Origin of the sequence: Salinarimonas rosea DSM 21201, assembly GCF_000429045.1 — a bacterium.
Lineage (GTDB): Bacteria > Pseudomonadota > Alphaproteobacteria > Rhizobiales > Beijerinckiaceae > Salinarimonas > Salinarimonas rosea.
Genome location: NZ_AUBC01000006.1, coordinates 253,879 through 278,547 on the forward strand (window position 1 = coordinate 253,879; position 24,669 = coordinate 278,547).

The window sequence follows — 24,669 nt, forward strand, 5'->3', positions numbered from 1 at the left end:
CGCTCGCGGCAAGGCTTGGCATAGCCCGCCTCCCGCTGCAACAATTCGCCGCGCACCAACGCGCGACCGGGAGGAGAGTGTCATGAGCGAGCCGAGTTCGGGATCGAATCCGCCCCAGATCGCGTCGCGCCGGGAGCCGGAGGAGGCGAAGCCCACGGCGCTAGACCTGCCCGAGGGAGAGCTCTCGCCGGGGATGCGCGCCTATCTCGCCAGGTGCGCGGAGAAGATCGGCTTCGTGCCGAACGTGCTCGCGGCCTACGCCCACGACGACGCCAAGCTCTCGGCTTTCGCCGCCTTCTACAACGGCCTGATGCTGGCGCCGTCCGGCCTGTCCAAGCTCGAGCGCGAGATGATCGCGGTCGTGGTCTCGGCGGCGAACCGCTGCTTCTATTGCGTCACCGCGCACGGCGCGGCGGTGCGGCAGCTCTCGGGCGATCCGGTGCTCGGGGACACGCTCTGCGTGAACTGGCGCGCCGCCCGGCTCGCGCCGCGCCACGTCGCCATGCTCGCCTTCGCCGAGAAGGTCGCCGTCGCCTCCGCCGCCATCGGCGAGGCCGACCGGCAGGCGCTGCGCGACGCCGGCTTCGCCGACGTCGACATCTGGGACGTGGCGGCGGTGGCGTCGTTCTTCGCCATGTCGAACCGCCTCGCCTCGGCGACCGACATGCGCCCCAACCCTGAGTACCACGCGATGGCCCGCTGAGGGCGCCGCGGACGCCCGCGGGCGTCCTTGCGGCATGCTCTGCCGGCACCCACATGGGCGAGATGCGCGGGCTGCGGCTTTTCACCCTGGAACGGCCGCCGCGACCGTGCTAGACGCGGCGCTCATCGCAAGACGTGACGAGCGGCCCGCCGGGCGCGGGGCCGCTCGAGGCTGTTTCAATGCAAACCGTTCTGATCATCGTCCACCTCATCATCGTGCTGGCGCTCGTCGGCGTCGTGCTGCTGCAGCGCTCCGAGGGCGGTGGCCTCGGCATGGGCGGCGGCTCGTCGGGCGGCGGGGGCTTCATGACCGGCCGCGGCCAGGCGAGCGTGCTGACCCGCGCCACCGCGGTGCTCGCCGGGCTGTTCTTCGCAACCAGCCTCGCGCTCGCGATCCTCGCGGGCATCGACCGCGCCCCGACCTCGGTGATCGACACCCTGCCGCTCTCCTCCGCGCCCGAACAGCCGTCCGCGCCCGGCGCGCCGCTGCCGGGTCCCGGCGTGCTCGAGGAGCTCGACCGGATGCAGGGCGGCGCCCCGGCGGGGCCCGAGGTCCCGCAGTCGCGCTGACGCGGCGCCGTGACCGGGGCTGATCTCGGCCGCGGCTCTGCTCGCATGTGGATGATCACGGCAGGACTCGATTCGCCGCTTGCGAATCGAGGGTGCCGTCATGAAGGTGAAGGTCCATGACGCGGTACGTATTCATCACCGGCGGCGTGGTGTCATCGCTCGGCAAGGGCCTCGCCTCGGCGGCCCTCGGGGCGGTGCTGCAGGCGCGCGGCTACAAGGTCCGCCTGCGCAAGCTCGACCCCTACCTCAACGTCGACCCGGGGACGATGAGCCCCTACCAGCACGGCGAGGTCTTCGTCACCGACGACGGCGCCGAGACGGACCTCGACCTCGGGCACTACGAGCGCTTCACCGGCGTGCCGGCGACGAAGCAGGACAACATCACCACGGGCCGCATCTACCAGGACATCATCGCCAAGGAGCGGCGCGGGGACTACCTCGGCGCGACGATCCAGGTGATCCCCCACGTCACCAACGCGATCAAGGATTTCGTTCTCACCGGGAACGAGGGCTACGACTTCGTCCTCGTCGAGATCGGCGGCACGGTCGGCGACATCGAGGGCCTGCCCTTCTTCGAGGCGATCCGCCAGCTCGGCAACGAGCTGCCGCGCGGGCACGCGATCTACATCCACCTGACGCTGCTGCCGTTCATCCCGTCCGCCGGCGAGCTCAAGACGAAGCCCACACAGCACTCGGTCGCCGAGCTGCGCTCCATCGGCATCCAGCCCGACATCCTGCTGTGCCGCTGCGACCGGCCGATCCCGCGCGAGGAGCGGCGCAAGCTCGCGCTCTTCTGCAACGTCCGCGAGACGGCGGTGATCGAGGCGCGCGACGTGCCCTCGATCTACGAGGTGCCGCTCTCCTACCACGCCGAGGGACTCGACACCGAGGTGCTCGCCGCCTTCGGCATCGCCGACGCGCCCGAGCCCGATCTCTCCACCTGGGAGGACATCGTCGAGCGGGTGAAGAACCCCGAGGGCGAGGTGACGATCGCCATCGTCGGCAAGTACACCGGCCTGAAGGACGCCTACAAGTCCCTGATCGAGGCGCTCAACCACGGCGGCATCGCCAATCGGGTGAGGGTCAACCTCGAGTGGATCGAGAGCGAGATCTTCGAGCAGTCCGACCCGGCGCCCTACCTCGAGAACGTCAACGGCATCCTGGTGCCCGGCGGCTTCGGCCAGCGCGGCTCGGAGGGCAAGATCCAGGCGGTGCGCTTCGCGCGCGAGCGCAACATCCCCTATTTCGGCATCTGCTTCGGCATGCAGATGGCCTGTATCGAGACCGCGCGCTCGCTCGCGGGGATCGACGGCGCCGGCTCCACCGAGTTCGGCAAGACCGACGAGCCCGTGGTGGGCCTGATGACCGAGTGGATGCGCGGCAACGAGCTCGAGCGCCGCGCCGCGGCGGGCGATCTCGGCGGCACGATGCGGCTCGGCGCCTACGCGGCGACCCTCGCCGCCGGCTGCCGCGTGTCCGACATCTACGGCGCGACCGAGATCAGCGAGCGCCACCGCCACCGCTACGAGGTCAACATGGCCTACCGCGATCGGCTGGAGGAGGCGGGGCTCCTGGTCTGCGGCGTCTCGCCGGACGGGCTCCTGCCCGAGATCGTGGAGCGCGCCGACCACCCGTGGTTCGTCGGCGTGCAGTTCCACCCCGAGCTGAAGTCCCGCCCCTTCGAGCCCCACCCGCTGTTCCGCAGCTTCATCGAGGCGGCGCTGGTCCAGTCCCGCCTGGTGTGAGCCCCAGGGCCCCTCTCCCGGGCGGGAGAGGGGACGCCCGCGGCCGTTCAGGCCGCGCGCACCTTGGAGACGAAGCCCTCGACCCGGGCGCGGATCTCCGCGGCCTCGCCGGCGAGCGCCTTCGACGCGGCGATGATCGCCTCGGAGGCCGAGCCGGTCTCGTCGGCGAGCCCGCCGACGACGTCGACGGCCCCGTTCACCGCCCGCGCCCCGTTCGCCGCCTCCTGCACGTTGCGGGAGATTTCCGATGTCGCCGCGCTCTGCTGGCTGACGGCGGAGGCGATGGCGGCGGCGAGCTGGTTCATCTCGTCGATGGTCGAGGCGATGTCGCGGATCGAGGTCACCGACCCGTCGGTCGCCGCCTGCATCTCGGAGACCTTGGCGGCGATCTCCTCGGTGGCCTTGGCGGTCTGGTTGGCGAGCGTCTTCACCTCCGCGGCGACGACGGCGAAGCCCTTGCCGGCCTCGCCCGCGCGCGCCGCCTCGATCGTGGCGTTGAGCGCGAGCAGGTTCGTCTGCTCGGCGATGGTCCGGATCAGGTCGACGACCTCGCCGATCGAGCGGGCGGCGGCCGAGAGATCCTGGACGTGGGCGTCGGTCGCGCGGGCGCCGGCGACGGCGCGCGCCGCGATCTCGGAGGAGGACTGGGCCGAGCGGCCGATCTCGCCGATCGACGCCGCGAGCTCCTCGCCCGAGGCGGCGACGTGCTGGATGTTGGCCGCGGTGGCCTCCGACCGACCCATCGCGTCCGACACCGAGCCGCGGGTGCGGCTCGCGATGTCGGTCAGGCCGTCCGCCTGCTCGCGCATGGCCTTGAAGGCGCCGTCGAGGCTCGCGAGCGCCGAGCGGATGCCGCTCTCGAACTCGGCGGCGAGCCTGTCCACGGTCGCGGCGCGCTCGGCGACCTTGCGGCCCTCGGCGGCGCGCACCTCGGCGAGCTCGCGCTCCTTGGCCGCGGCGGCCTCGGCCGCGAGGAGCCCCTCGCGGGAGGCGGCGATCATCGTCTCGAGGGTCAGCACGACCCAGGTGAGCACCGCGGTCTCCAGCACGACGATCACCGCGTGCAGGACGACGCGCAGGAAGCTCGCGCCCTCGGGGAAGACCGCGAGCGGGATCAGGAAGTTGAACGACAGGTGGTGCAGGGCGGTGACCGCCGCGCCCACGATGATCGTGCGCCAGTCGCAGAAGCCCGCCAGCATCGCGAGCGTCGCGAAGTAGTACATGTGCACGTCGATCTGCCACGGGTGACCCGCGAGCTCCCAGACGAAGAGCGAGACCTGGGCGATGAGCCCGATGGCGATGGCGAAGCGCGTCTCGGGGCTGTCGGGCCGTGTCAGCGTCAGAGCGATGCCGGGCGCCGCGAGGAGCGCGGCGATGGCGACGTTCGCGACGAGGGAGCCGCCGATCGCCAGCGCGATGGCGGCGGCGACGGCGACGTGCGCGGCGAGCAGTGCAGAGAGCGCCTTCGCCGTGGTGATGCGGAGGGTGGAGACGTCGACCATCTCTGTCATGTCCTCGAGGATGATGTGGTATAGGCACCCGAATCCGGGACGAGGCAGCCGCCGAGCGCGCCGGGATCGAGGAGGAGCCAGGCGCCGGCCGTCCGCACCGCACGCGCGAAGGCGGCAGGCTCGCTCGCGGTCGCCACGGCGACGAAGGGGACCGAGCCCGCGCTGACGAGCGCGCCGCCGCTCTGCCCGATCCGGGCGAAGGCGTCGGCCTGGCTCGTCCAGGGCGGGAAGACGACCGCCGCGCCCGTGCGCACGTCCGCCGGCGCACCCGCGGCGAGCGGGAGCGCGAGCGAAGCGAGCACGAAGAGCGCGAGGAGCAGCCGGGTCATTGCGGATTCCGGAGCGACGAACATGTCGCATGCCGGAATAAGACTGCGCCTCTCGGTTTAAATGCAGGTTAAAGTAACGCGCTCTAGATCCGCCCGAACCCACGTCGCGACAGCTCCGAGGAGATCTCGTCGAGGATGGACGGGTCGTCGATCGTGGCGGGCATCGCCCAGTCGTCGCCGTCGGCGATCTTCTTCATCGTGCCGCGCAGGATCTTGCCCGAGCGCGTCTTCGGCAGGCGCCCGACGGTGATCGCCAGCTTGAACGCGGCGACCGGGCCGATCCGCTCGCGCACCAGCCCCACGAGCTCCTTCTCGACCTCGAGCGGCGTCGCCTCGACGCCGGCCTTGAGCACCACGAACCCGCAGGGCACCTCGCCCTTCAGCGCGTCCTTGACGCCGACGACCGCGCACTCCGCCACCGCCGGATGCGAGGCGAGCACCTCCTCCATGCCGCCCGTGGAGAGGCGATGGCCGGCGACGTTGATGATGTCGTCCGTGCGGCCCATGATGAAGAGATAGCCGTCCTCGTCGACGAACCCGGCGTCCGACGTGCTGTAGGTGCCGGGGAAGGCCTCGAGGTAGCTCTCGCGGAAGCGGTCGTCCGCGTGCCAGAGCGTCGGCAGGCAGCCCGGCGGCAGCGGCAGGCGGATGACGATGGAGCCCATCGTATTGAGGCCGACGTCCTGCCCGGCCTCGTCGACGATGCGCACGTCGTAGCCCGGCATCGGCACGGTCGGCGAGCCGTGCTTGACCGGCAGCGCGCCGAGCCCGACGGGATTGCCGGCGATGGCCCAGCCGGTTTCCGTCTGCCACCAGTGATCGATGACCGGGACCTTCAGCGTCTCCTCCGCCCATTGCACGGTGGCGGGATCGGCGCGCTCGCCGGCGAGGAACAGCGCGCGGAAGCGCGAGAGGTCGTACCGCGCGAGGTGCTCGGCGCGCGGATCCTCCTTCTTGATCGCCCGCAGGGCGGTGGGCGCCGTGAACAGCGTGGTGACGCCGTGCTCGGCGATCACGCGCCAGAAGGCGCCGGCGTCGGGCGTGCCCACCGGCTTGCCCTCGTAGAGGATGGTGGTGCACCCGGCGATCAGCGGGCCGTAGACGATGTAGGAATGCCCGACGACCCAGCCGACGTCGGAGGCGCACCAGTACACCTCGCCGGGCCGCACGCCGTAGAGCGCGTGCATCGACCAGGCCAGCGCCACCATGTATCCGCCGGTGTCGCGCACGACGCCCTTGGGCTTGCCGGTCGTGCCGGACGTGTAGAGCACGTAGAGCGGATCGGTCGCCGCCACCGGCACGCAATCGGCCAGGCGCCCCTGCGCCTTCGCGCCCGCGACGGCCTGCGCCCAGTCGCGGTCGCGCCCTTCGACGAGCGTCGCCTGCGCCTGCGGCCGCTGGAAGACCAGGCACGCGTCGGGCTTGTGGATCGACAGGTCGATCGCCTTGTCGAGCAGCGGCTTGTAGGCGACGGTCCGCCCCGGCTCGAGGCCGCACGAGGCCGAGAGGATGGCCTTGGGGGTCGCGTCCTCGATGCGGGTCGCCAGCTCCTTCGCCGCGAAGCCGCCGAAGACGACGGAATGGATCGCGCCGATGCGCGCGCAGGCGAGCATGGCGAAGACCGCCTGCGGGATCATCGGCATGTAGACGACGACCCGGTCGCCCTTCTCGACACCCATCTCGCGCAGCACGCCCGCCAGAGCGGCGACCTCGTCGCGCATCTCGGCATAGGTCCACGCCGCCGTCTCGCCGGTCATGGCGCTGTCCCAGATCATCGCCTTCTGGTCGCCGCGCTCGGCGACGTGGCGGTCGAGCGCGTTGTGGCAGACGTTGCACACGCCGCCCTCGAACCAGCGGCCGTAGACCCCGGCCTTCTCGTCGAGCACCGTCTCGGGTGGGGTGAACCAGTCGATCGCCTTCGCCGCCTCGCCCCAGAAGGCCCGTGGGTCGGCCTTCCAGGCGGCGTAAACCTCGTGGTAGCGGCTGGCGCCCGGCGTCGTCATGGCTTCGTCCTCCCGTAGCGTCGTCTCGTTCGGCCGTACGATGCGTCGCGCATGCACGGCGCGCAGGATCGCGCCAAGCCAGACTTTCGGCCATCGGGGAGAGCGCGGATGCGTGCCGCGCGGGCGGATCCGCGCCCGGTGCGCTTCATTCGCGCCGGTTTAGGCCCTAGGATGGACCGATCCGATGCGCGAGGTGGACGATGCGGCTCATTCTCATCCTCGCGGCGGCGTTCCTCGCCGCCGCGCCTGCCCACGCCTTCGACCTTCAGGGCCACCGCGGCGCGCGCGGGCTCGCGCCGGAGAACACGCTCGCGGCCGTCGACCAGGCGCTCGCCATCGGCGTCGACACGCTCGAGCTCGATCTCGTCGTCACCGCCGACGACGTCCTCGTCGTCCATCACGACCTCGCGCTCTCGCCGGACATCGCGCGGGGGCCGGACGGGAGCTGGGTGAGCGAGCCGCTGCCCCTGCGGGGCCTGACGCTGGAGGCGGTGAAGACCTACGACGTCGGCCGGATCCGCCCGGGCTCCGACTACGCCCGCCGCTTCGCCGACCAGATCACCCGCGACGGCGCGCGTATCCCGACGCTGGAGGAGGTGTTCGCCCGCGTCGAGGCGCTCGGCGCCGGGCACGTGCGCTACAATCTCGAGACCAAGATCCGCCCCGACCGCGCCGACCTCTCGCCCACGCCGGAGGCCTTCGCCGCCCTCCTCGCCGAGCTCGTGCGCGCGCACGGCCTCGCGGAGCGGGTGAGCGTGCAGAGCTTCGACTGGCGCACCCTCGACGCGATGGCCGAGAGTGCGCCCGAGATCGCGCGGGTCTGCCTGACGGCGCAGGGGCGTTTCGATACGCTGGAGGTGGGCCGGCCCGGCGCCTCGCCGTGGCTCGGCGGCCGTGACGCGGACGACGCGGAGGGCTCCGCGCCGCGGCTCGCGGCGGCTGCCGGCTGCAGGGTCTGGTCGCCGCACCACGAGGACGTCGACCCCGAGAGCCTGGCGGAGGCGAAGGGGCTCGGCCTCGCCGTGATCCCCTGGACGGTCAACGAGATCGCCGCCATGCGCCGGCTCGTGGAGATGGGCGTCGACGGCATCGTCACCGACTACCCCAACCGCCTGCGGGCGCTCCTCGTCGAGCGCGGCGACGCGGTGGCGCCGCAGGTCCGCCTACCGAGGCGCTGACGTCGAACCGCAGCCGCAGGCCCGGCGTTGCCCGCCCAACGGGGCGAGGCGGGCGACCATGACGGAATGGCTTCGGCGAGCGCGGACGGTCTCGGTGGTCCTGCTGGCGCTCGGCGCGAGCGCCTGCGCGAGCACGCCGCGCGAGCCGTACGACGCCGCGCTCGCCGAGGCGGCGGAGATCCCCGGGATCGCCGACGCGCGCCTGTATCTCGACGCGCCACCCGAGACCGTCCGGGCACGGGTCCGTGCGCTCGCGCGCGCCACCCGCGGCTACGCGGGAGGACGGATGCAGGTGCTCGCGATCTCCGGGGGCGGCGCCACGGGTGCCTTCGGTGCCGGTGTCGTCACCGGCTGGAGCGCACGGGGCGATCGTCCCGTCTTCGACATCGTGAGCGGCGTCTCGATCGGTGCGCTGATCGCGCCGCTCGTCTTCCTGGGCGAGGCCTACGATCCGGTGATCGAGGCCATGTTCGCCGACGGCTCCGCCGCCGGCGTCGTGCGGCTGCGCAACCCGCTCTCGATCCTGGCGAGCGGCGCACTCGACCCGCGGCCGCTCGAGCGGCTGATCGCCGAGGTCGTCGATGCGCGGGTGCTCGCACGGATCGCGGGCGAGCACCGCGCCGGGCGTCGGCTCCTGGTCGTCACCACCAATCTCGATTCGCAGCGGGGCGTGATCTGGGACCTGGGTGCGATCGCCGCATCGGGGCATCCCGAGGCGCCGGCCCTGTTCCGGCGGGTGCTGCGCGCGTCGGCCGCGCTCCCGGGCGCCTACGAGCCGGTACGGATCGAGGTGGCGGCGGCCGGCCGGGCGTTCGAGGAGCTGCACGTCGACGGCGGGGTGACGGCCAACGTGCTGGTCGTCCCCGAGGCGCTGCTGGACGGCCGGATCGGGGCGGACCTGCCGACGCGGGACGGAGATGTCAGGGTCATCGTCAACGGCCGCGTCGGCCCCGATTTCGAGGTCGTCGCGGATTCGACGCTTCCCGTCGTCGTGCGGTCGTTCGAGACGGCGGTGAAGGCGAACACGCAGCGCATCCTCGAGGACACCCGCGCCTTCGCGCGCCGGCGCGGGCTGTCCTTCTCCGTGGCGTCGATCGGCGCGGACCTGCCGGACGCGGACCCGCTCGCCTTCGATCGCGAGGACATGCGCGACGCATTCGCGCACGGCTATGCCCGCGCGCTGGCGGGCACCGCGTTCGACGACGGCGCGAGCCCCGCGCGCGCCGTTACCGCACGACGTTGAGCACGTCTCGGATCATCTCCTGTGAGGCCGAGATCACCCGCGTGTTGGCGGTGTAGGCCTGCTGGGTGACGATCATCTTGGCGAACTCCTCGGAGATGTCGACGTTCGAGCTCTCCACGCCGCCGGCGAGCACCGTGCCGCGGGCGAAGGCGACGGAGGGATCGCCGGATTCGCGAGTGGCCTCGAAGGCGCCGCCGTCGACCCGGCGCAGGGCGTTGGGCGCGAAGAAGCCGACGAGCGACAGCTCCGCCACCGGGCGGACCTGACCGTTGCTGTAGGAGATCGAGACCACGCCCTCCTCGGAGATCGCCACGCTCTCGTAGCGGCCGACACCGAAGCCGTTCTGCTCGATGAAGCTCGGGATCACCGAGCCGCCGGTGTCGTTCACCGTCATGCCGCCCTGGATGTTGATGTCGACCGGCTGGAACACGACGTTGTTGATGGTGACGTCCGTGCCCGACGAGAGCGCCCCGTCCGGCGGGCCGGTCATCGCGCCGGCGGTGTTGAAGGACACGGCGTCGGTGTCGAGGCGCCGCCAGGTGTCGGTGGGGGTGCCCGAGCGGGATTCGTAGTAGAGCGCCCAGGTGCTGCCCGCCGCCGGATCGTTGGTCAGCCGTCCCCAGCGCAGGTTCATGCTGCCGATGGCGCCCACCGCGTTGTAGACGGTGACGCTGCCACCGGGCAGGGTGGAGTTCAGGAAGTCGGTCTCCTGCGCCTCCGTGACCGCCGCCGGCCCGCCGGCCGGGACCATCTCGGCGGTGCCGCCGCCCTGGGCGGTCACCGTGCCCGGGTTCGTCGGCAGCGAGGCCTGGTAGGTCACCGTCGAGGTCGGGTTCGGGTCGAGCCGCCCGAGCAGCTCCTGCGTGATCTGGATGAAGCCGCCCTGCTGGTTGGGCAGCGGCGCGCCCGTCGTGCGATCGAGCATCGTGCCGCGCAGCGCGTAGCCGGCGCCGTTGACCATGTAGCCCTGCCGGTCGAGCTCGAAGTCGCCGCGCCGTGTGTAGAGCTCCGGGCTCTGGCGCACGACCGTCGTCGTCGTCACCGGGGGCTGGCCGACGACGAAGAAGCCTTGCCCGTTGAGCGCGACGTTGGTGTCGATGTTCGTCGGCAGGTACGAGCCCGTGAGCGTGTTCGTCGCGCGCGAGAACGCGTTCACCGAGCCCGAGACTTGCCGCGAGATCGGCTGCTCGGGGACGAGGTCCGCGAAGCTCGTGTCCACCCGCTTGAAGCCGGGGGTCGAGGAGTTCGCGATGTTGCCCGAGATGTTCTGCATGCTGAAGGACTGGGACCTGAGGCCCGCCACCGCGGTCAGCAAGGATCCGAAGCTGCCCATGACCGATCTACCCTCTTCGCTTCCCGTCGACGCCGGAACGCAGCGCCACTCGCCGACGGCGGCGCAAGCAGCGTGCCACGGGTGCGATCCTTGCGGCACAAGGGTTCGCGCGGATCGGTCGAGGCCGGCGCCCGGCAAGGGACGCGCTCCGCCCGGCAGGATCTGCCGGGTTCGGCCGTGGGCTTAACCCTCCGTTAACGCTCACGCGTGTGTGCTGGGCGCGCGGGTGCGCGATGGCGAATCCCGCACCAGACACACAGTTCCGGGACCATCTCGCCATGGCCGCCTCCGCCGTCACCGCCGCGCTCGCCGCCACCGACGAGTTCGACAGCCTCCCCGGGCCCCAGCGCGCGGCGCTGTTCCTGCTGCTTCTCGGCGAGCAGCACGGCAAGCCGATCTGGGCGATGCTCGACGAGGAGGAGGTGCGCTCGGTTTCCCACGCGATGGTGCAGCTCGGCACCGTCGATGCCTCGACGGTCGAGCGGCTGATCGTCGACTTCATCCAGCGGCTGTCGAACTCGAGCGTCTCGGGCTCGGTGGAGCGCACCGAGCAGCTCCTGATGAAGGTCTTCCCGCCCGACCAGGTGGCCATCATCATGGCCGAGATCTACAACACCTCGGGCAAGCGCATCTGGACGCGCCTCTCGCAGATCGACGCCGAGATCCTGGCGAACTACCTGCGCTCGGAATACCCGCAGACGGTCGCGGTGATCCTCTCCCGCGTGCGCCCCGACCACGCCGCGCGGGTGCTCACGATGCTGCCCGACGACTTCGCGCTCGACGTCGTCAACCGCATGCTCAAGCTCGAGACGGTTCAGAAGGAGGCGCTCCACCACATCGAGGAGACGCTGCGCCTCGAGTTCGTCGGCGCCGTCGCCCAGACCGCCAAGCGCGACGCGCACGAGGCGATGGCGGAAGTGTTCAACGCCTTCGACCGCCAGACGGAGACCCGCTTCCTCTCGGCGCTCGACGACCTCAACCGCGACGCGGCCAAGCGCATCCGCCAGCTGATGTTCACCTTCGAGGACCTCACCAAGCTCGATCCGGCCTCGGCCCAGACGCTGATCCGCCAGGTCGACAAGGCGGTGCTGTGCAAGGCGCTCAAGGGCTCGCCCGAGCCGGTGCGAGCCTTCTTCATGGGCAACATGTCGAGCCGCGCCGCCAAGAACCTCAACGAGGAGATGGAGTCGCTCGGGCCGATCCGCATCAAGGACGTCGACGAGGCCCAGCTCGCGATGGTCAACCTGGCCAAGGAGCTCGCCGACAAGGGCGACATCATGATCTCCAAGAACCGCGCCGAGGAAGAGCTGATCTACTGAGGCCCCGGCATCCCGAGCGGGGCGATTCCGGTCACGGACGTCGCGACCCGCGGGTCGCTCTCTCGGGTGACGCCGGCACCGAGCGCGCGCCGCATGGCCGCCGGCGTCGAGGCTGCACACGGCGCCGCATCGGGCTTCTCTCGAAACCGGAACGTCGTCGGGCGGGTTGTCGAGGCACCGCCCGCACGGTCTGATGCGCCGAATGCCCGGCGCACGAGGATATGCGATGCACGGCTTTCTGCGACCTGTACCGAGCTGGCTCCGGGCTGCCCTGCTCCTGGGGGCTCCCGTTCTCGCCATCCTGGCGGCGAGAGTGCTGACGAAGACCGCGCTCGCCGGCGAATACCCTCGGGCGGCGGCCCTGTTGTTCCTCTGGATCGCGGCGGACGCGCTGGCTCTCGCGACGATCGCCAAGGCGCCGGACAGGCGTCCGGGCCTGCGCGCCATCCTCGGAGCCTTTGCGGCGGCCTGCCTGATCGTCCCGATCGCCGCCGCAGCGCCGGTCCGGGAGGCCCTGTTCGGCATGCCGGCGGTCTCGGCGGCCATGGCGCTGACCCTCGCCCTATACGCGTTCTGGAGCGTGACCGAGGCGGCGATCCGTCTGCGGCAGTCGGGCTCGCTTGCTGCGGCAGTCGGCGAGATCCTGCCGAGGCGACTGGTCGATCTGGTTCACGCCGAACTGTCGATGGCCGCGCTTGCGCTGTTTCGCTGGAATGTGCCGGCGGACATCCCTGCCGGAGCCCAGGCTTTTGCATACCACCGCCATCTCACACCGATGGTGGCGGCTTTCCTCGTTCTCCAGCTGATCGAGCTGGCCGTGGTTCACCTGCTGGTCGGCCTATGGAGCGAAACGGCGGCGCTGGTGCTGCTCGCACTGAGCGTCTGGGGCGTGATCTGGCTCGTCGCCTTGCTCAAGTCGTTCCGGATCTATCCTGTTCTCGTGCATCGGAACGCGGTCGTGGTGCGAGCCGGCAGCCTCGTCGACGAGACGATACCTCTCGATGCCATCGCGAGGAGGACGGCCAATTTCGACTCCGAGCGCCTGAAGTCGAAGCGAACGCTCAATGCGGCCGTCCTCGCCTGGCCCAACGTGTTCCTCGAGCTCGGCAGCCCCATCCAGGTCCGCACCGTCTTCGGGGGGCGGCGGACTGTCGATGCGGTCGCGTTCAGGTTGGACGATCCGGCGCCCTTCTTCCGGCAGCTCGACGCAGCAACGGGCGCATAGACTTCGGAAACGGCCGTTGCGATACGCCTTTGGGCGGACCGGAGGCTCATGCTCCGGAGGCACTACCCCCCAGCCGCCTCCACCGCGTCCTCGAACGTCCGCAGCCCCGTGCGCGGCGCGTTCACCAGCACCGCCATGTTCCCGGGCGCGTGCTCGTTCTTCCACATCTTGTGGTGGGCGAGCGGGATCTTGTCCCAGGAGAACACCTCGGACATGCACGGGTCGATGCGCCGGTCGAGCACGAACTGGTTCGCCGCCGAGGCCTGCTTCAGGTGGGCGAAGTGGGAGCCCTGGATGCGCTTCTGGCGCATCCAGACGTAGCGCGCGTCGAAGCTCAGGTTGAACCCGGTCGTGCCGGCGCAGAACACCACCATGCCGCCGCGCTTGGCCACGAGGCAGGAGACCGGGAAGGTCGCCTCGCCCGGGTGCTCGAAGACGATGTCGACGTCCTTCTTTCCGGTGAGCTCCCAGATCGCCTTGCCGAAGCGCCGCGCCTCCTTGGCCCAGGCATTGTACTCGTCGGTCCCGACCTGCGGCATCTGCCCCCAGCAGGAGAAGTCCTTGCGGTTGATGACGCCCTTGGCGCCGAGCGAGAGCACGTAGTCGCGCTTGGTCTCGTCGGAGATGATGCCGATGGCGTTGGCGCCCGCCGCCGCGCAGAGCTGCACGCCGAAGACCCCGAGCCCGCCGGAGGCGCCCCAGACCAGCACGTTGTCGGAGGGCTTCAGGGTGTGCGGCTGGTGGCCGAAGAGCATGCGGTAGGCGGTGGCGAGGGTGAGCGTGTAGCAGGCGCTCTCCTCCCAGGTGAGGTGGCGCGGCTTCTCCATCAGCTGGCGCGACTGCACCCGCGCGAACTGTGCATGCCCGCCGTCGGGCGTCTCGAAGCCCCAGATCCGCTGCGAGGCGGAGAGCATGGGATCGCCGCCGTTGCACTCCTCGTCGTCGCCGTCGTCCTGGTTGCAGTGGACGATGACCTCGTCGCCGACCTTCCAGCGCTTGACCTTGGCGCCGACCTTCCAGACCACGCCCGCCGCGTCCGAGCCGGCGACGTGGAAGGGGTTCTTGTGGAAGTCGAGCACCGAAACCGGCTGGCCGAGCGCGGCCCAGACGCCGTTGTAGTTGACGCCGCCGGCCATCATGTAGAGCAGCACCTCGTCGTCGCCGATCTCCCAGGTGGGCACGCGCTCGACGACCAGGCTCTCCATCGGCGGGCCGTGGCGATCCTTGCGGATCGTGTAGGCGAGCATCGTCGCCGGCACGTGGCCGAGCGGGGGGATCTCCCCGATCTCGTAGGCGTCCTTCACCGGCTGGCTCGACATGGTCTCGTCCTCGTCGTCTCGCATCCCGTGGCGCGAGAGTAGCGCGGGAGGGGTGCATCGCAACACGACCAAAGGGGGAGGCGCCGGCTCCGTTCCCGGTTCGCCTCTCGGCAAAAGGGATGAGGGCGCGGCGCTGGACCGCGCTCTATATGCAGTGCACCATGCTCCGCCTCGCACGAACCGGGGCGACGATCGGGAGAGGCGCGATGAGCGAGACCGGACGCACCCGCGACAAGCCGTGGATCTTCCGCACCTATGCGGGCCATTCCACGGCGGTGGAGTCGAACAGGCTCTATCGCGGCAACCTCGCCAAGGGCCAGACCGGCCTGTCCATCGCCTTCGACCTGCCGACGCAGACCGGCTACGACCCGGATCACGAGCTCGCCCGCGGCGAGGTCGGCAAGGTCGGCGTCTCGATCGCGCATCTCGGCGACATGCGCACGCTGCTCGACCAGATCCCGCTCGCCACCATGAACACCTCGATGACGATCAACGCGACGGCGCCCTGGCTGCTCGCGCTCTACGTCGCCGTGGCCGACGAGCAGGGCGCACCGCGCGACGCGCTCACCGGCACGACGCAGAACGACATCGTCAAGGAATACCTCTCGAGGGGCACCTACATCTTCCCGCCCGAGCCCTCGTTGCGGCTCACCCGCGACACGATCCTCTTCGGGCGCGAGGCGATGCCCAAGTGGAACCCGATGAACGTCTGCTCCTACCACCTGCAGGAGGCGGGGGCGACGCCGGTGCAGGAGGTCGCCTTTGCGCTCGCCACCGCCTGCGCGGTCCTCGACCGGGTGAAGGCCGTGGGCGTGCCGGAGGCGGACTTCGCCCAGATGGTGGGGCGGATCTCCTTCTTCGTGAACGCCGGCATGCGCTTCGTCACCGAGATCTGCAAGCTGCGCGCCTTCGCCGACCTGTGGGACGAGGTCTGCCGCGAGCGCTACGGCATCGCCGACGAGAAGAGCCGCCGCTTCCGCTACGGCGTGCAGGTGAACTCCCTCGGGCTGACCGAGCAGCAGCCGGAGAACAACGTCCACCGCATCCTCATCGAGATGCTCGCCGTCACCCTCTCCAAGAAGGCGCGCGCCCGCGCGGTGCAGCTGCCGGCCTGGAACGAGGCCATGGGCCTGCCGCGGCCGTGGGACCAGCAATGGTCTCTCCGGATGCAGCAGATCCTGGCGCTCGAGACCGATCTCCTCGAGTACGAGGACATCTTCGACGGCTCGGCCGTGATCGAGCGCGAGGTCGCAGCGATCCGGGAGCAGGCCCGCGCCGAGCTCGCCGCGATCGACGCGATGGGCGGCGCGGTGGCCTGCGTCGAGAGCGGCTACATGAAGCGGGCGCTGGTCGAGTCGAACGCCGCGCGGGTCTCCGAGATCGAGGAGGGCGAGCGCGTCGTCGTCGGCGTCAACCGCTACCGCGAGGGCGAGCCCTCGCCGTTGGTGACGGGCGACCGCGCCATCCTCACGGTGTCCGAGGACGTCGAGCTCGGCGCCATCGCCGCCCTGAAGGAGTGGCGCGCCACCCGCGACGAGGCGGCGGCGAGCGCCGCGCTCGACGCGCTCGAGGCCGCCGCGCGCTCGGACGCGAACGTCATGGAGCCGTCCATCGCCTGCGCGAAGGCCGGCGTCACCACCGGCGAATGGGGCGAGCGTCTGCGCGCGGTGTTCGGCCAGTACCGCGCGCCGACGGGCGTCACGCTGGAGACGAAGGTCACCCCGCGCGAGCGCGAGGTGCGGCTGCTGGTGACCGAGCTGTCCGAGACGCTCGGCCGTGCGCCGACCATCGTCGTCGGCAAGCCCGGCCTCGACGGGCATTCCAACGGCGCCGAGCAGATCGCGCTGCGCGCCCGCGACGTCGGCATGGAGGTCGCCTACGACGGCATCCGCCAGACGCCGGCCGAGATCGTGGCCCGCGCGGCACAGACGAAGGCGCACGTCATCGGGCTCTCGATCCTCTCGGGCTCGCACGTGCCGCTGGTGCGCGAGGTGATGGCGCGGCTGCGGCTCGAGGGCCTCGACCACATCCCGGTCGTGGTCGGGGGCATCATCTCGAACGAGGACGCGCTCGTCCTCTCCAACATGGGCGTCTCGAAGGTTTACACGCCGAAGGACTACGAGATCGATGCGATCATGGGCGAGATCGTCGGCGTGATCTCCCGCTCCCTCGACAAGCCCCCGGCCCCCGAGACGCCGCCGGCGCCGCAGGCGTCGAAGCGCGATCGCCGGGCGGCGCGGGGGAGCTACTGAGGCCGGGCGCTCACCCGGCGACGGCACCGACCACGAGCGTCCAGATCATCGCGAACAGAACGAGCGCGACGAGCCCGCCGAAGAAGATCGCCTTGCGCCGGCGGCTGCGCAGGACGATCTCGCCCTGACGCACACGCTCCGCGGAGTGCTCGGGTCGCGTCTCCGGTCCCGCGGGACGAGGGTCTTCGGACGGTGGGGGCTGCGCCATGGCGGGTCTCCGCGGCTTCTCGGGGGATCGCCCCGCCCAACGAACGCGCGGCCCAGCGGGTTCGCCGGGCCGCGCGCGCCGTCTCCCGCGACGTCTCAGAACTTGCGCTCGACGAAGCGCTCCGTCGCCGCCCGCTCGCCGTCCTCGGGCGGCGGGGCGTGGGCGGCGGCGGCCTCGAGCATGGGGAGGACCTCGCTCGCCCGTTCCGCGACGAGGTGGCTCAGCTCGAGGCCCGGACGGATGAAGCCCTGCTCGCGCATGTGGGCGACGAGAACGAGGAGCGGCTTCCAGAAATCCTTCAGCGAGAGCAGCAGGATGGGCTTCCTGTGGCGGCCGAGCTGCGCCCAGGTCAGCTGCTCGACGAGCTCCTCCAGCGTGCCGATGCCGCCCGGCAGCGCCACGAAGGCGTCCGCGCGCTCGAACATCAGGCGCTTGCGCGTGTGCATGTCGGGCACGACGATCGTCTCCTGCACGTCGTCGAGGAGCTTCTCCTTGCGGGTGAGGAAGTCGGGGATGATGCCGGTGACCTCGCCGCCCGCCTCCAGCGTGGCGCGCGCCACGATCCCCATCAACCCGAGCGCGCCGCCGCCGTAGACGAGCCGCACCCCGGCCGCCGCCATGGCCCGGCCCAGCTCCTCGGCGGCCGTGCGATAGGCGGGGTCTCGGCCCTCGGCGGAGCCGCAATAGACGCAGATCGACCGGATACGACGCATTGTCGCGCCACCTCTCTGAAATATGTTGCGATTCGCGCTTGCCGCCCCAACGATTTTGGTTTCCGACGACGCGCAGGGAAAGTAAACCGTTCCGAGGCGGGGACGCCAGTGCGCGCCGCCCGAGACGAGAGGACCACAGGCCGTGCCAGTCGAACGGCGTCGCACCATCGCGATCATCGTCACGCTCCTGCTCGCCGCGGGGGGGATCGGCGCCTACGTCGTGAACGAGAACCGCGTGAACGGGAACCGGGTGAACGAGAGCCCGGTGAACGAGCGCGGCGGGAACGGCGCCGCGACCGCGGTGGGGGAAACGACGCCGGAGCGCGCCGAGATCGCCGCCGCGGTGCGGCCCACGGTCGCGCCCGCGCCCGAGGTCACCGTCGAGGCGCCCGTCGCGGAGCCGCCGGTCGCCGATGCGGCCGAGCCGGAGCCGGTCCTGGCCGAACCCGTCCCGGCCGAGCCGGTGCCGGCCGAGCCCGTCGTGTCCGAGCCCCCAGCGTCCGAGCCCACGGAGTCCGTGGAGAGCGTCGAGACGCAGCCCCCCGCGCAGGAGGAGGTGGCCGACAGCCTCGAACGGGACCCGACGCGGGAGACCATCGTTGCCGCGGTCGAGCCCGCCGCTCCGGCGGCGCGGGTGACGCCGGAGCCCGCCCCGACGGCCGCCGAGGCCGTGCAGGACACCGAGAGGGACTCCGAGAGGGACAACGAGAGGGACACCGAGGCGGATGCCGCGGTCTTCGACCTCGTGCGGGTCGAGCCGACGGGCGATGCGGTCATCGCCGGGCGCACCCGAGCGGGCGCGACCGTGGAGCTCCTGCGCAACGGCGAGCGGCACGACATCATCGTCGCCGACGCCACCGGCGCCTTCGCCTTCATCCCGCCGCCGCTGCCGCCGGGCACGCACGAGATCGCGCTGCAGGTCCAGGAGGCGGACGGGACCGCGCGGCGCGGGCGCCAGAGCATCACCGTCGTCGTCGCCGACACGCTGGACAGCGAGCCGGTCGTCGCGCTCGCCGAGCCGGGCGCGCCGACGCGTGTGCTCTCGCAGCCCGAGCCACCCGCACCCGCCGCCGAGGCGATCGCCGCGACGGAGGACGCCGCCCCCGAGGAGGACGTCGCCGCCGACGAGGCCGGGCCCGCGGTCGAGGTCGCGGGCGCCGACGCAGTCGCGCCGCTGCCGCCGGCGCGCGCGGGCGTGCGCATCGCCAGCGTGGAGGCGGAGAGCGGCGGCGGTCTCTACGTCTCCGGCGAGGCCGGGCCGGCAGCGGACGTGCGGCTCTACCTCAACGAGACCTTCGTCGGCGGCGCCGCCGCGGACGGTGCGGGCGCCGTCTCCTTCGCCATCGGCACCGGCGTGCGCCCGGGCCTCTACCGCGTGCGCCTCGACGAGGTCGGCGGCGGGGACGGCCGCGTGCTCTCGCGCGCCGAGGTGACCTTCGAGATGCCGGCGCTGCCGTCCGCCCCCGCCGTCGCAGCGGCGCCGGAACCGGAGCAACCGGCTGCGGAGCCCGGCCCGGCGGAGCCGGTGGAGCCGGTTGTGGCGGCCGACGAGCCGGCCGAGGCCGCGCCGCGGATCGTCGCCACGGAGCCGGCGCGGCCGGTGGCCCCCGCGCGGGAGGTCGCCGCCGTCACCACGACCGCGCCCGCCATCTCCGCCGAAGGCACCGGCGAGGCGCGCACGGCGACGCTGACGATCCCCGCGGTCGACACCGCCCTCGTCGTGCGCGGCGACAGCCTCTGGCGGATCTCGCGGCGCATCTACGGCGACGGCATCCGCTACACGGTGATCTTCGACGCCAACCAGGACCAGATCCGCAACCCGGACCTGATCTTCCCCGGCCAGATCTTCGTCCTGCCCGCGCAGGAGCCCGAGCCCGGCTCGGCGGACGCGCGCGGCGGCTGAGCCGCCGGTCCCGAACGGAGCCATCGCCATGCGTCGTGCACCCCGCATCGCCCTGACGGCGGCCGTCCTCGCCGGCGCGGGCTTCGCCTTCCTCCTCTGGCGCGGCCCCGAGCCGGGGGGCATCGACGACGTCTACACTGCGGCCTTCGGCCCCGCCGACCTCGGCCCCGTGAGCTTCGAGACCCTCGCCCGGCGCGCCTCGCCCAACGACGCGCTCGCCTGCCCCGAGGACGTCTGCGCCGCCGAGCCCGATTTCGTCACGCCGGTATACGACGTGCCGGGCGCGCGCCTGCGCGAGATCGTCGCCGAGGTGGCGACCGCCGAGCCGGGCACCGAGCAGGTCTATGCCGGGCTGCGCGAGGAGGCGGACCGCTTCCTCGTGCGCAGCCGCACCATGCGCTTCCCCGACACGGTGAGCGCGCGCATCTACGGCGCGGGACCGGGCCGCTCGCGGCTCGCGCTCTACTCGCGCTCGCAGATCGGCTATTCCGACATGGGCGCGAACCGCGCGCGGCTCGAGCGCTGGCTCGACGCCATCGCGGCGCGCGTCGCCGCCGAGGCGGGCGCCGCGTCGTGAGCGACGTCGCGAAGGGCGGGGGCGACCTCGCGGGGCTCCTCGTCGTCTCGCTCGAGCAGGCCGTCGCCGCCCCCTACGCCTCCGGCCGGCTCGCGGACGCAGGCGCGCGCGTGATCAAGCTCGAGCGGCCCGAGGGCGACTTCGCCCGGCGCTACGACGCGGACGTGAACGGCGAGAGTGCCTACTTCGTCTGGCTCAACCGCGGCAAGGAGTCGATCTGCGTCGACCTGCACGAGGACGCCGACCGGGCGCTGGTGCGGCGCATGATCGAGAAGGCCGACGTCTTCATCCAGAACCTCGCGCCCGGAAAGGCGGCGGGGCTCGGCCTCGATCCCGAGCGCCTGCGCGCGGACCACCCGCGGCTCGTCACCTGCTCGATCTCCGGCTACGGCGAGGAGGGGCCCTTTCGCGACCTGAAGGCCTACGACCTCCTCGTCCAGGCGGAGAGCGGGCTGTCCTCGATCACCGGCACGCCCGACGGCATGGCCCGCGTCGGCGTCTCCGTGTGCGACATCGCCGCCGGGATGACCGCCTTCCAGGGCATCCTGCAGGCGCTGATCGGGCGCGGCGCGACGGGGCGCGGCCGGCACGTCTCGGTCTCGCTGTTCCACGCGCTCGCGGACTGGATGAACGTGCCCTACCTGCAGTTCGCCTACGGCGGGCGCACGCCGCAGCGGATGGGGCTCGCCCATCCCTCCATCGCGCCCTACGGCGACTATGCCTGCGCCGACGGCAAGGCGGTGCTCTTCTCGATCCAGAACGAGGCGGAGTGGGAGGCCTTCTGCGCGCGTGTGCTGGAGCGCCCGGAGGTCGCGCACGACCCGCGCTTCGCCACCAACCCGGCGCGGGTCGAGAACCGCGGCGCACTGGACGCCGTCATCGCGTCGGTGTTCGGGGCGCTCGAGCGCGACACCGTGATCGCCAGGCTGGAGGCGGCGCGGATCGCCTACGGCCGCGTGAGCACGCTCGAGGACCTCGCCCGCCATCCGCAGCTGCGCACGGTCGCCGTCGACACGCCCGCCGGCCCCGCGACCCTGCTCGCGCCCGGCGCCCTCCTCGACGGGGAGACCCCACGCCTCGGCCCGGTCCCGGCCCGAGACGCGCACGGCGCCGCGCTGCGCGCCGAGTTCGCGGCGCCGGCCTGATCCGGCTCCTCAGGCGGACGCGACGGTCGGCCCGAAGATCTCCTCGAAGGTCGCGCGCATGATTGCGTCGACCTCCGGCATCGTCACCGGCAGGCCGAGGTCGACGAGGCTCGTCACCCCGTGCTCGCGCACGCCGCAGGGCACGATCCCGTCGAAATGCGCGAGGTCCGGCTCGACGTTGAGCGCGATGCCGTGGAACGTCGCCCAGCGCCGCACGCGGATGCCGATGGCGGCGATCTTGTCCTCGACGCCCGCCCCCTTCTCCGGCCGGCGCACCCAGACGCCGACGCGGTCCTCGCGACGCTCGCCGCGCACGTTGAACTCCGCCAGGGTGGCGATCAGCCATTCCTCCAGCGCGGCCACGTAGGCGCGCAGGTCCTGGCGGCGGCGCGTCAGGTCGAGCATCACGTAGGCCACGCGCTGGCCCGGGCCGTGATAGGTGTACTGGCCGCCCCGCCCGGCGACATGGACGGGGAAGCGCCCCGGCGCGACGAGGTCGGCCTCCCGGGCGGACGTGCCGGCGGTGTAGAGCGGCGGGTGCTCGACGAGCCAGACGCGCTCGGCCGCCTCCCCCGCGGCGATCGCCGCCGCGCGCGCCTCCATCTGCGCGAGCGCGTCCTCGTAGGCGACGAGCCCCTCCGCGATCGCCCATTCGACCGGGGGCGAGCCGGGCGCGGGACGGAAGCCGCCGGCCGGCGCGGCGCGGTCGTTAACCGAGCGTTCACCATGATCGGCAAGCATCGGCGCGGTCCCTCTCGTGCGGTCGCGGTCGTTCGGGTTCATTCGTCTCATGTCGAGGAGTTCGCGGCGCGTGTCCAGCATGGAAGGCCTCCACGTCGATCTGACCATCGTTCTCGGGCGCACCCGCATGCCGGTGCACATGCTGCTGCGCATGGGCCGCGGCGCCGTGATCGAGCTCGAGAGCTCGGACACGGACATGGTCGAGATCCTCGCCAACGACCACCCCATCGCCCGCGGACAGGTGGTCGTCACCGGCACGCGGATCCAGGTCGAGATCACCGAGATCATCCCCAAGCCCACCCGGACCTCCGACCCGGGCGTGTCGATCGGCGACGCGCTCTCGGTGTCGGAAGCGCTGGAGGAAGCGGCCGCGATCATGGCCGCGCAGGTCGGCGCGGCGCCGGTCGAGGGCGACTGACGGGGGTTCGGGGGCGCTTTCGCGATTTTTCGCCGGCGTCCGGAAATGCCGCTTGTCCCCCCCGATTCGATCTGATACACGCTGCGCACCCCGGGGGCGGCGCCCCCGAAGAGGCTCCGCGGCCGTGGCGGAATTGGTAGACGCGCTAGCTTGAGGTGCTAGTCCCGGAAACGGGGTGGAGGTTCAAATCCTCTCGGCCGCACCAGAATATGGTGCGGGGCGTCGGAGCCTATACTGGGTGACTACACGAAAGGCCGTCGGGGCGACCCGGCGGCCTTCGTGTTTTGCAGGCCGACACTTGCGAGAGACCCGCAGCCATCGCGGCTCACAGGTCGAACAGGCTTCCCTGCGACCGCGCCGGGGACGGGGCGGCCGCCTTCGCGGCGCGCGCGGGCTTCGGCCTACGGGCGGGCTCGCGCGGCCCTTCGGCCGGCGACGGCTCCGACGGTGGACGCGTCCCGCCGCCTTCCGCCCGCGCCGCGATCGTGCCGTCGGCGAGCTCGAGGCTCAGCGCCGCGCCGGCCTCTACCGCGCGGGCGCTGCGCACGGGCCTGCCGTCGGCGTCGCGCACGAGCGCGTAGCCGCGGGCGAGGACCGAGCGCCAGCTCAGGCTCTCGGCGAGCTGCCAGACGCCGGCGAGGGTGCGTGCCCGCTCGCGCACGCCGGCGAGCGCGAGGCCGCGCAACCGGCCTCCGCACGCGTCGACCTGCTTGCGGCCGTGGGTAATCGGTGTCTCTACGGATCTTCCCCGCCCCGCGACGAGCCGCGCGGCGAGGCCGTCCAGCCGGTCGCGCCGCCGCGCGATCGCCCCCGCGAGCGCCCGCTCCGGCCGCTCGGCGATCGCCTCCAGCCGGCCGCGTGCGCGTGTCAGCCGCACCCGCGGCGAGCCGCGCTCCAGCCGTCGGGCGGCCTCGGCGAGGCGACGCTCGTACGCCTGAGCATTGGCGGCGAGCGCCGGGGCGAGGCGTGCGGCGGCGAGATCGAGCCGCTGGCGCTGCGTCGCCGTGAGATCCTCCGGCCGCGGCAGGGCGCGGCCGGCGGAGCGCAGGTCGGCGCGCAGGCGCTCGAGCCGGCGGAGCCACGCGTCCTCGTGGCGGCGCGCGCGGTCGTGCACGACGGCGAGGAGCTCCGAGCGTACCGGCACCACCATCTCGGCGGCGCCCGTCGGCGTCGGCGCGCGCACGTCGGCGGCGAGATCGATGAGCGTCCAGTCGGTCTCGTGGCCCACCGCCGAGACGACCGGGATCACGCTCTCGGCCACCGCGCGCACCAGGTCCTCGTCGTTGAAGCCCCACAGGTCCTCGATCGAGCCGCCGCCGCGCGCGACGATGATCACGTCCGGCCGCGGGATCGGCCCCGCCGGGTCGAGCGCGTTGAAGCCGCGCACGCCCGCCGCCACCTCCTCCGCGCAGGTCTCGCCCTGCACCCGCGCGGGCCAGACGAGGACGTGGCGCGGGAAGCGGTCCTGCACGCGATGGAGGATGTCGCGAATCACCGCGCCCGTCGGCGAGGTGACGACGCCGATCACCCGCGGCAGGTAGGGCAGGGGGCGCTTGCGCTCGGCGGCGAACAGGCCCTGCGCGGCGAGCGTGCGCTTGCGCTCCTCGAGCAGCGCCATCAGCGCGCCGACGCCGGCGGGCGCGATCTGGTCGATGACGATCTGGTAGCTCGACTTGCCCGGGAAGGTGGTGATCTTGCCCGTGGCGACCACCTCGAGCCCCTCCTGGGGCTTGGTCTTCAGCCGCGCGTAGGTGCCCTTCCAGACCACCGCGTCGATCTTCGCGCCCTCGTCCTTGAGCGAGAAGTAGCAATGGCCCGAGGAATGCGGGCCGCGAAAGCCCGAGATCTCGCCGCGCAGGCGGACGTAGCCGTAGGCGTCCTCGATCGTGCGCTTGAGCGCCCCCGACAGCTCGGAGACGGACCATTCGGGGGCGTTGGAGGCTTGTGCGGGGGCGGCCATGGGCGGGACTTTGGAGGAGCGACGCGCCGGGAGCAAGCGCCTGTCCGGGGTCAGCACATATGAGACGCGGCGGGGCTCCCGTCAGCTCAGGCCGAGAGGTACGCGGCGGGTGGTCTCCCGGCAAGGGCTCCGTGAGGTCTGTGGTGGTTGTAGAGATTCTGGAAGGCGTCGATGTGTGGGTTGAGGGCGTCGACGCCGGTGGGAAGGTCGTAGACGGCGTAGAATTCGTAGCGCCAGGCGGCGTTGCAGCGCTCGACGGCGCCGTTGAGCTTCGG

Annotated in this window: 22 protein-coding genes and 1 tRNA gene; 13 read left to right on the forward strand and 10 right to left on the reverse strand. The window is 72.0% G+C overall.

The window, feature by feature from the left end; translation table 11 throughout:
• The first annotated feature begins 82 nt into the window (after window positions 1-82).
• The 3 genes from G407_RS0106385 (at window position 83) to G407_RS0106395 (ending at window position 3,017) form a co-directional block, all read left to right on the forward strand.
• The gene (locus G407_RS0106385; RefSeq protein ID WP_084327350.1) at window positions 83-703 is read left to right on the forward strand and encodes a peroxidase-related enzyme; all 621 of its coding nucleotides are present in this window, start codon (window positions 83-85) and stop codon (window positions 701-703) included.
• 179 nt (window positions 704-882) lie between these two features.
• A complete protein-coding gene (secG, locus tag G407_RS0106390) occupies window positions 883-1,272 on the forward strand; it encodes a preprotein translocase subunit SecG (protein ID WP_029030146.1) in 390 nt (129 codons plus the stop codon).
• Window positions 1,273-1,388: 116 nt separating this feature from the next.
• A complete protein-coding gene (locus tag G407_RS0106395) occupies window positions 1,389-3,017 on the forward strand; it encodes a CTP synthase (RefSeq protein WP_029030147.1) in 1,629 nt (542 codons plus the stop codon).
• A 47-nt stretch (window positions 3,018-3,064) separates the two neighbouring features.
• Here the strand turns inward: G407_RS0106395 and G407_RS0106400 are convergent, their stop codons facing one another.
• From G407_RS0106400 to G407_RS0106410, 3 genes are all read right to left on the reverse strand, one after another.
• The gene (locus G407_RS0106400; RefSeq protein ID WP_169728764.1) at window positions 3,065-4,528 is read right to left on the reverse strand and encodes a methyl-accepting chemotaxis protein; all 1,464 of its coding nucleotides are present in this window, start codon (window positions 4,526-4,528) and stop codon (window positions 3,065-3,067) included.
• Window positions 4,525-4,857 carry a hypothetical protein gene (locus G407_RS26115; RefSeq protein ID WP_156917487.1) on the reverse strand — a complete coding sequence of 111 codons (333 nt, stop codon included), beginning with the start codon at window positions 4,855-4,857 and terminating at the stop codon, window positions 4,525-4,527. The genes G407_RS0106400 and G407_RS26115 overlap by 4 nt, the downstream gene beginning before the upstream one ends.
• A gap of 83 nt (window positions 4,858-4,940) precedes the next feature.
• A complete protein-coding gene (locus G407_RS0106410) occupies window positions 4,941-6,860 on the reverse strand; it encodes a propionyl-CoA synthetase (RefSeq protein WP_029030149.1) in 1,920 nt (639 codons plus the stop codon).
• A 200-nt stretch (window positions 6,861-7,060) separates the two neighbouring features.
• Between G407_RS0106410 and G407_RS26120 the strand changes: the two genes are divergently transcribed.
• Together G407_RS26120 and G407_RS26125 are read left to right on the forward strand one after the other, a co-directional pair.
• The gene (locus G407_RS26120; protein WP_043539043.1) at window positions 7,061-8,038 is read left to right on the forward strand and encodes a glycerophosphodiester phosphodiesterase; all 978 of its coding nucleotides are present in this window, start codon (window positions 7,061-7,063) and stop codon (window positions 8,036-8,038) included.
• A gap of 58 nt (window positions 8,039-8,096) precedes the next feature.
• Window positions 8,097-9,281: a patatin-like phospholipase family protein gene (locus tag G407_RS26125; RefSeq protein WP_043539044.1), complete on the forward strand. Its 1,185-nt coding sequence runs from the start codon at window positions 8,097-8,099 to the stop codon at window positions 9,279-9,281.
• On the opposite strand, the gene G407_RS0106425 is transcribed toward G407_RS26125, so the two are convergent.
• Window positions 9,265-10,614 carry a flagellar hook protein FlgE gene (locus G407_RS0106425; RefSeq protein ID WP_029030150.1) on the reverse strand — a complete coding sequence of 450 codons (1,350 nt, stop codon included), beginning with the start codon at window positions 10,612-10,614 and terminating at the stop codon, window positions 9,265-9,267. The two genes, G407_RS26125 and G407_RS0106425, sit on opposite strands and share 17 nt — an antisense overlap.
• Window positions 10,615-10,892: 278 nt before the next feature.
• On the opposite strand from G407_RS0106425, the gene fliG reads away from it, so the two are divergent.
• Complete coding sequence (gene fliG, locus G407_RS0106430) at window positions 10,893-11,933, forward strand: flagellar motor switch protein FliG (protein ID WP_029030151.1); 1,041 nt, start codon at window positions 10,893-10,895, stop codon at window positions 11,931-11,933.
• Window positions 11,934-12,159: 226 nt separating this feature from the next.
• Entirely contained in the window at window positions 12,160-13,158 is a 999-nt protein-coding gene (locus tag G407_RS0106435; RefSeq protein ID WP_029030152.1) for a hypothetical protein, read from the forward strand.
• A gap of 62 nt (window positions 13,159-13,220) precedes the next feature.
• Here the strand turns inward: G407_RS0106435 and ccrA are convergent, their stop codons facing one another.
• A complete protein-coding gene (gene ccrA, locus G407_RS0106440) occupies window positions 13,221-14,477 on the reverse strand; it encodes a crotonyl-CoA carboxylase/reductase (RefSeq protein WP_029030153.1) in 1,257 nt (418 codons plus the stop codon).
• Between the two features lie 206 nt (window positions 14,478-14,683).
• On the opposite strand from ccrA, the gene G407_RS26130 reads away from it, so the two are divergent.
• Window positions 14,684-16,729 carry a protein meaA gene (locus tag G407_RS26130; protein ID WP_052341022.1) on the forward strand — a complete coding sequence of 682 codons (2,046 nt, stop codon included), beginning with the start codon at window positions 14,684-14,686 and terminating at the stop codon, window positions 16,727-16,729.
• 10 nt (window positions 16,730-16,739) lie between these two features.
• Here the strand turns inward: G407_RS26130 and G407_RS30940 are convergent, their stop codons facing one another.
• Together G407_RS30940 and G407_RS26135 are read right to left on the reverse strand one after the other, a co-directional pair.
• Window positions 16,740-16,937 carry a hypothetical protein gene (locus tag G407_RS30940; protein ID WP_084327351.1) on the reverse strand — a complete coding sequence of 66 codons (198 nt, stop codon included), beginning with the start codon at window positions 16,935-16,937 and terminating at the stop codon, window positions 16,740-16,742.
• Between the two features lie 95 nt (window positions 16,938-17,032).
• On the reverse strand, window positions 17,033-17,650 hold the full coding sequence (locus G407_RS26135; protein WP_052341023.1) for an LOG family protein: 618 nt from the start codon (window positions 17,648-17,650) through the stop codon (window positions 17,033-17,035).
• Between the two features lie 142 nt (window positions 17,651-17,792).
• On the opposite strand from G407_RS26135, the gene G407_RS32460 reads away from it, so the two are divergent.
• From G407_RS32460 to G407_RS0106470, 3 genes are read left to right on the forward strand one after another with little or no spacing between them, the layout of a single operon-like run.
• Window positions 17,793-19,553 carry a LysM peptidoglycan-binding domain-containing protein gene (locus tag G407_RS32460; RefSeq protein WP_052341024.1) on the forward strand — a complete coding sequence of 587 codons (1,761 nt, stop codon included), beginning with the start codon at window positions 17,793-17,795 and terminating at the stop codon, window positions 19,551-19,553.
• 28 nt (window positions 19,554-19,581) lie between these two features.
• Window positions 19,582-20,130 carry a DUF1499 domain-containing protein gene (locus G407_RS0106465; RefSeq protein ID WP_043539046.1) on the forward strand — a complete coding sequence of 183 codons (549 nt, stop codon included), beginning with the start codon at window positions 19,582-19,584 and terminating at the stop codon, window positions 20,128-20,130.
• Window positions 20,127-21,275 carry a CaiB/BaiF CoA transferase family protein gene (locus G407_RS0106470; RefSeq protein WP_029030155.1) on the forward strand — a complete coding sequence of 383 codons (1,149 nt, stop codon included), beginning with the start codon at window positions 20,127-20,129 and terminating at the stop codon, window positions 21,273-21,275. Before G407_RS0106465 ends, G407_RS0106470 begins: the two co-directional genes overlap by 4 nt.
• Before the next feature lie 9 nt (window positions 21,276-21,284).
• Here the strand turns inward: G407_RS0106470 and lipB are convergent, their stop codons facing one another.
• On the reverse strand, window positions 21,285-22,016 hold the full coding sequence (gene lipB / locus G407_RS26145) for a lipoyl(octanoyl) transferase LipB (protein ID WP_052341041.1): 732 nt from the start codon (window positions 22,014-22,016) through the stop codon (window positions 21,285-21,287).
• Between the two features lie 79 nt (window positions 22,017-22,095).
• Here lipB and G407_RS26150 point away from each other — a divergent pair, with 79 nt between their 5' ends.
• Together G407_RS26150 and G407_RS0106485 are read left to right on the forward strand one after the other, a co-directional pair.
• Window positions 22,096-22,434 (forward strand): FliM/FliN family flagellar motor switch protein, encoded by a 339-nt coding sequence (locus G407_RS26150; RefSeq protein WP_425337485.1) that lies wholly within the window; start codon window positions 22,096-22,098, stop codon window positions 22,432-22,434.
• A gap of 118 nt (window positions 22,435-22,552) precedes the next feature.
• Window positions 22,553-22,639 (forward strand) — tRNA-Leu (locus tag G407_RS0106485).
• A 120-nt stretch (window positions 22,640-22,759) separates the two neighbouring features.
• Here G407_RS0106485 and xseA read toward each other — a convergent pair.
• A complete protein-coding gene (xseA, locus tag G407_RS0106490; RefSeq protein WP_029030156.1) occupies window positions 22,760-24,394 on the reverse strand; it encodes an exodeoxyribonuclease VII large subunit in 1,635 nt (544 codons plus the stop codon).
• 86 nt (window positions 24,395-24,480) lie between these two features.
• On the reverse strand, window positions 24,481-24,669 hold a 189-nt coding region (locus G407_RS0106495; RefSeq protein ID WP_029030157.1), incomplete at its 5' end, for an integrase core domain-containing protein.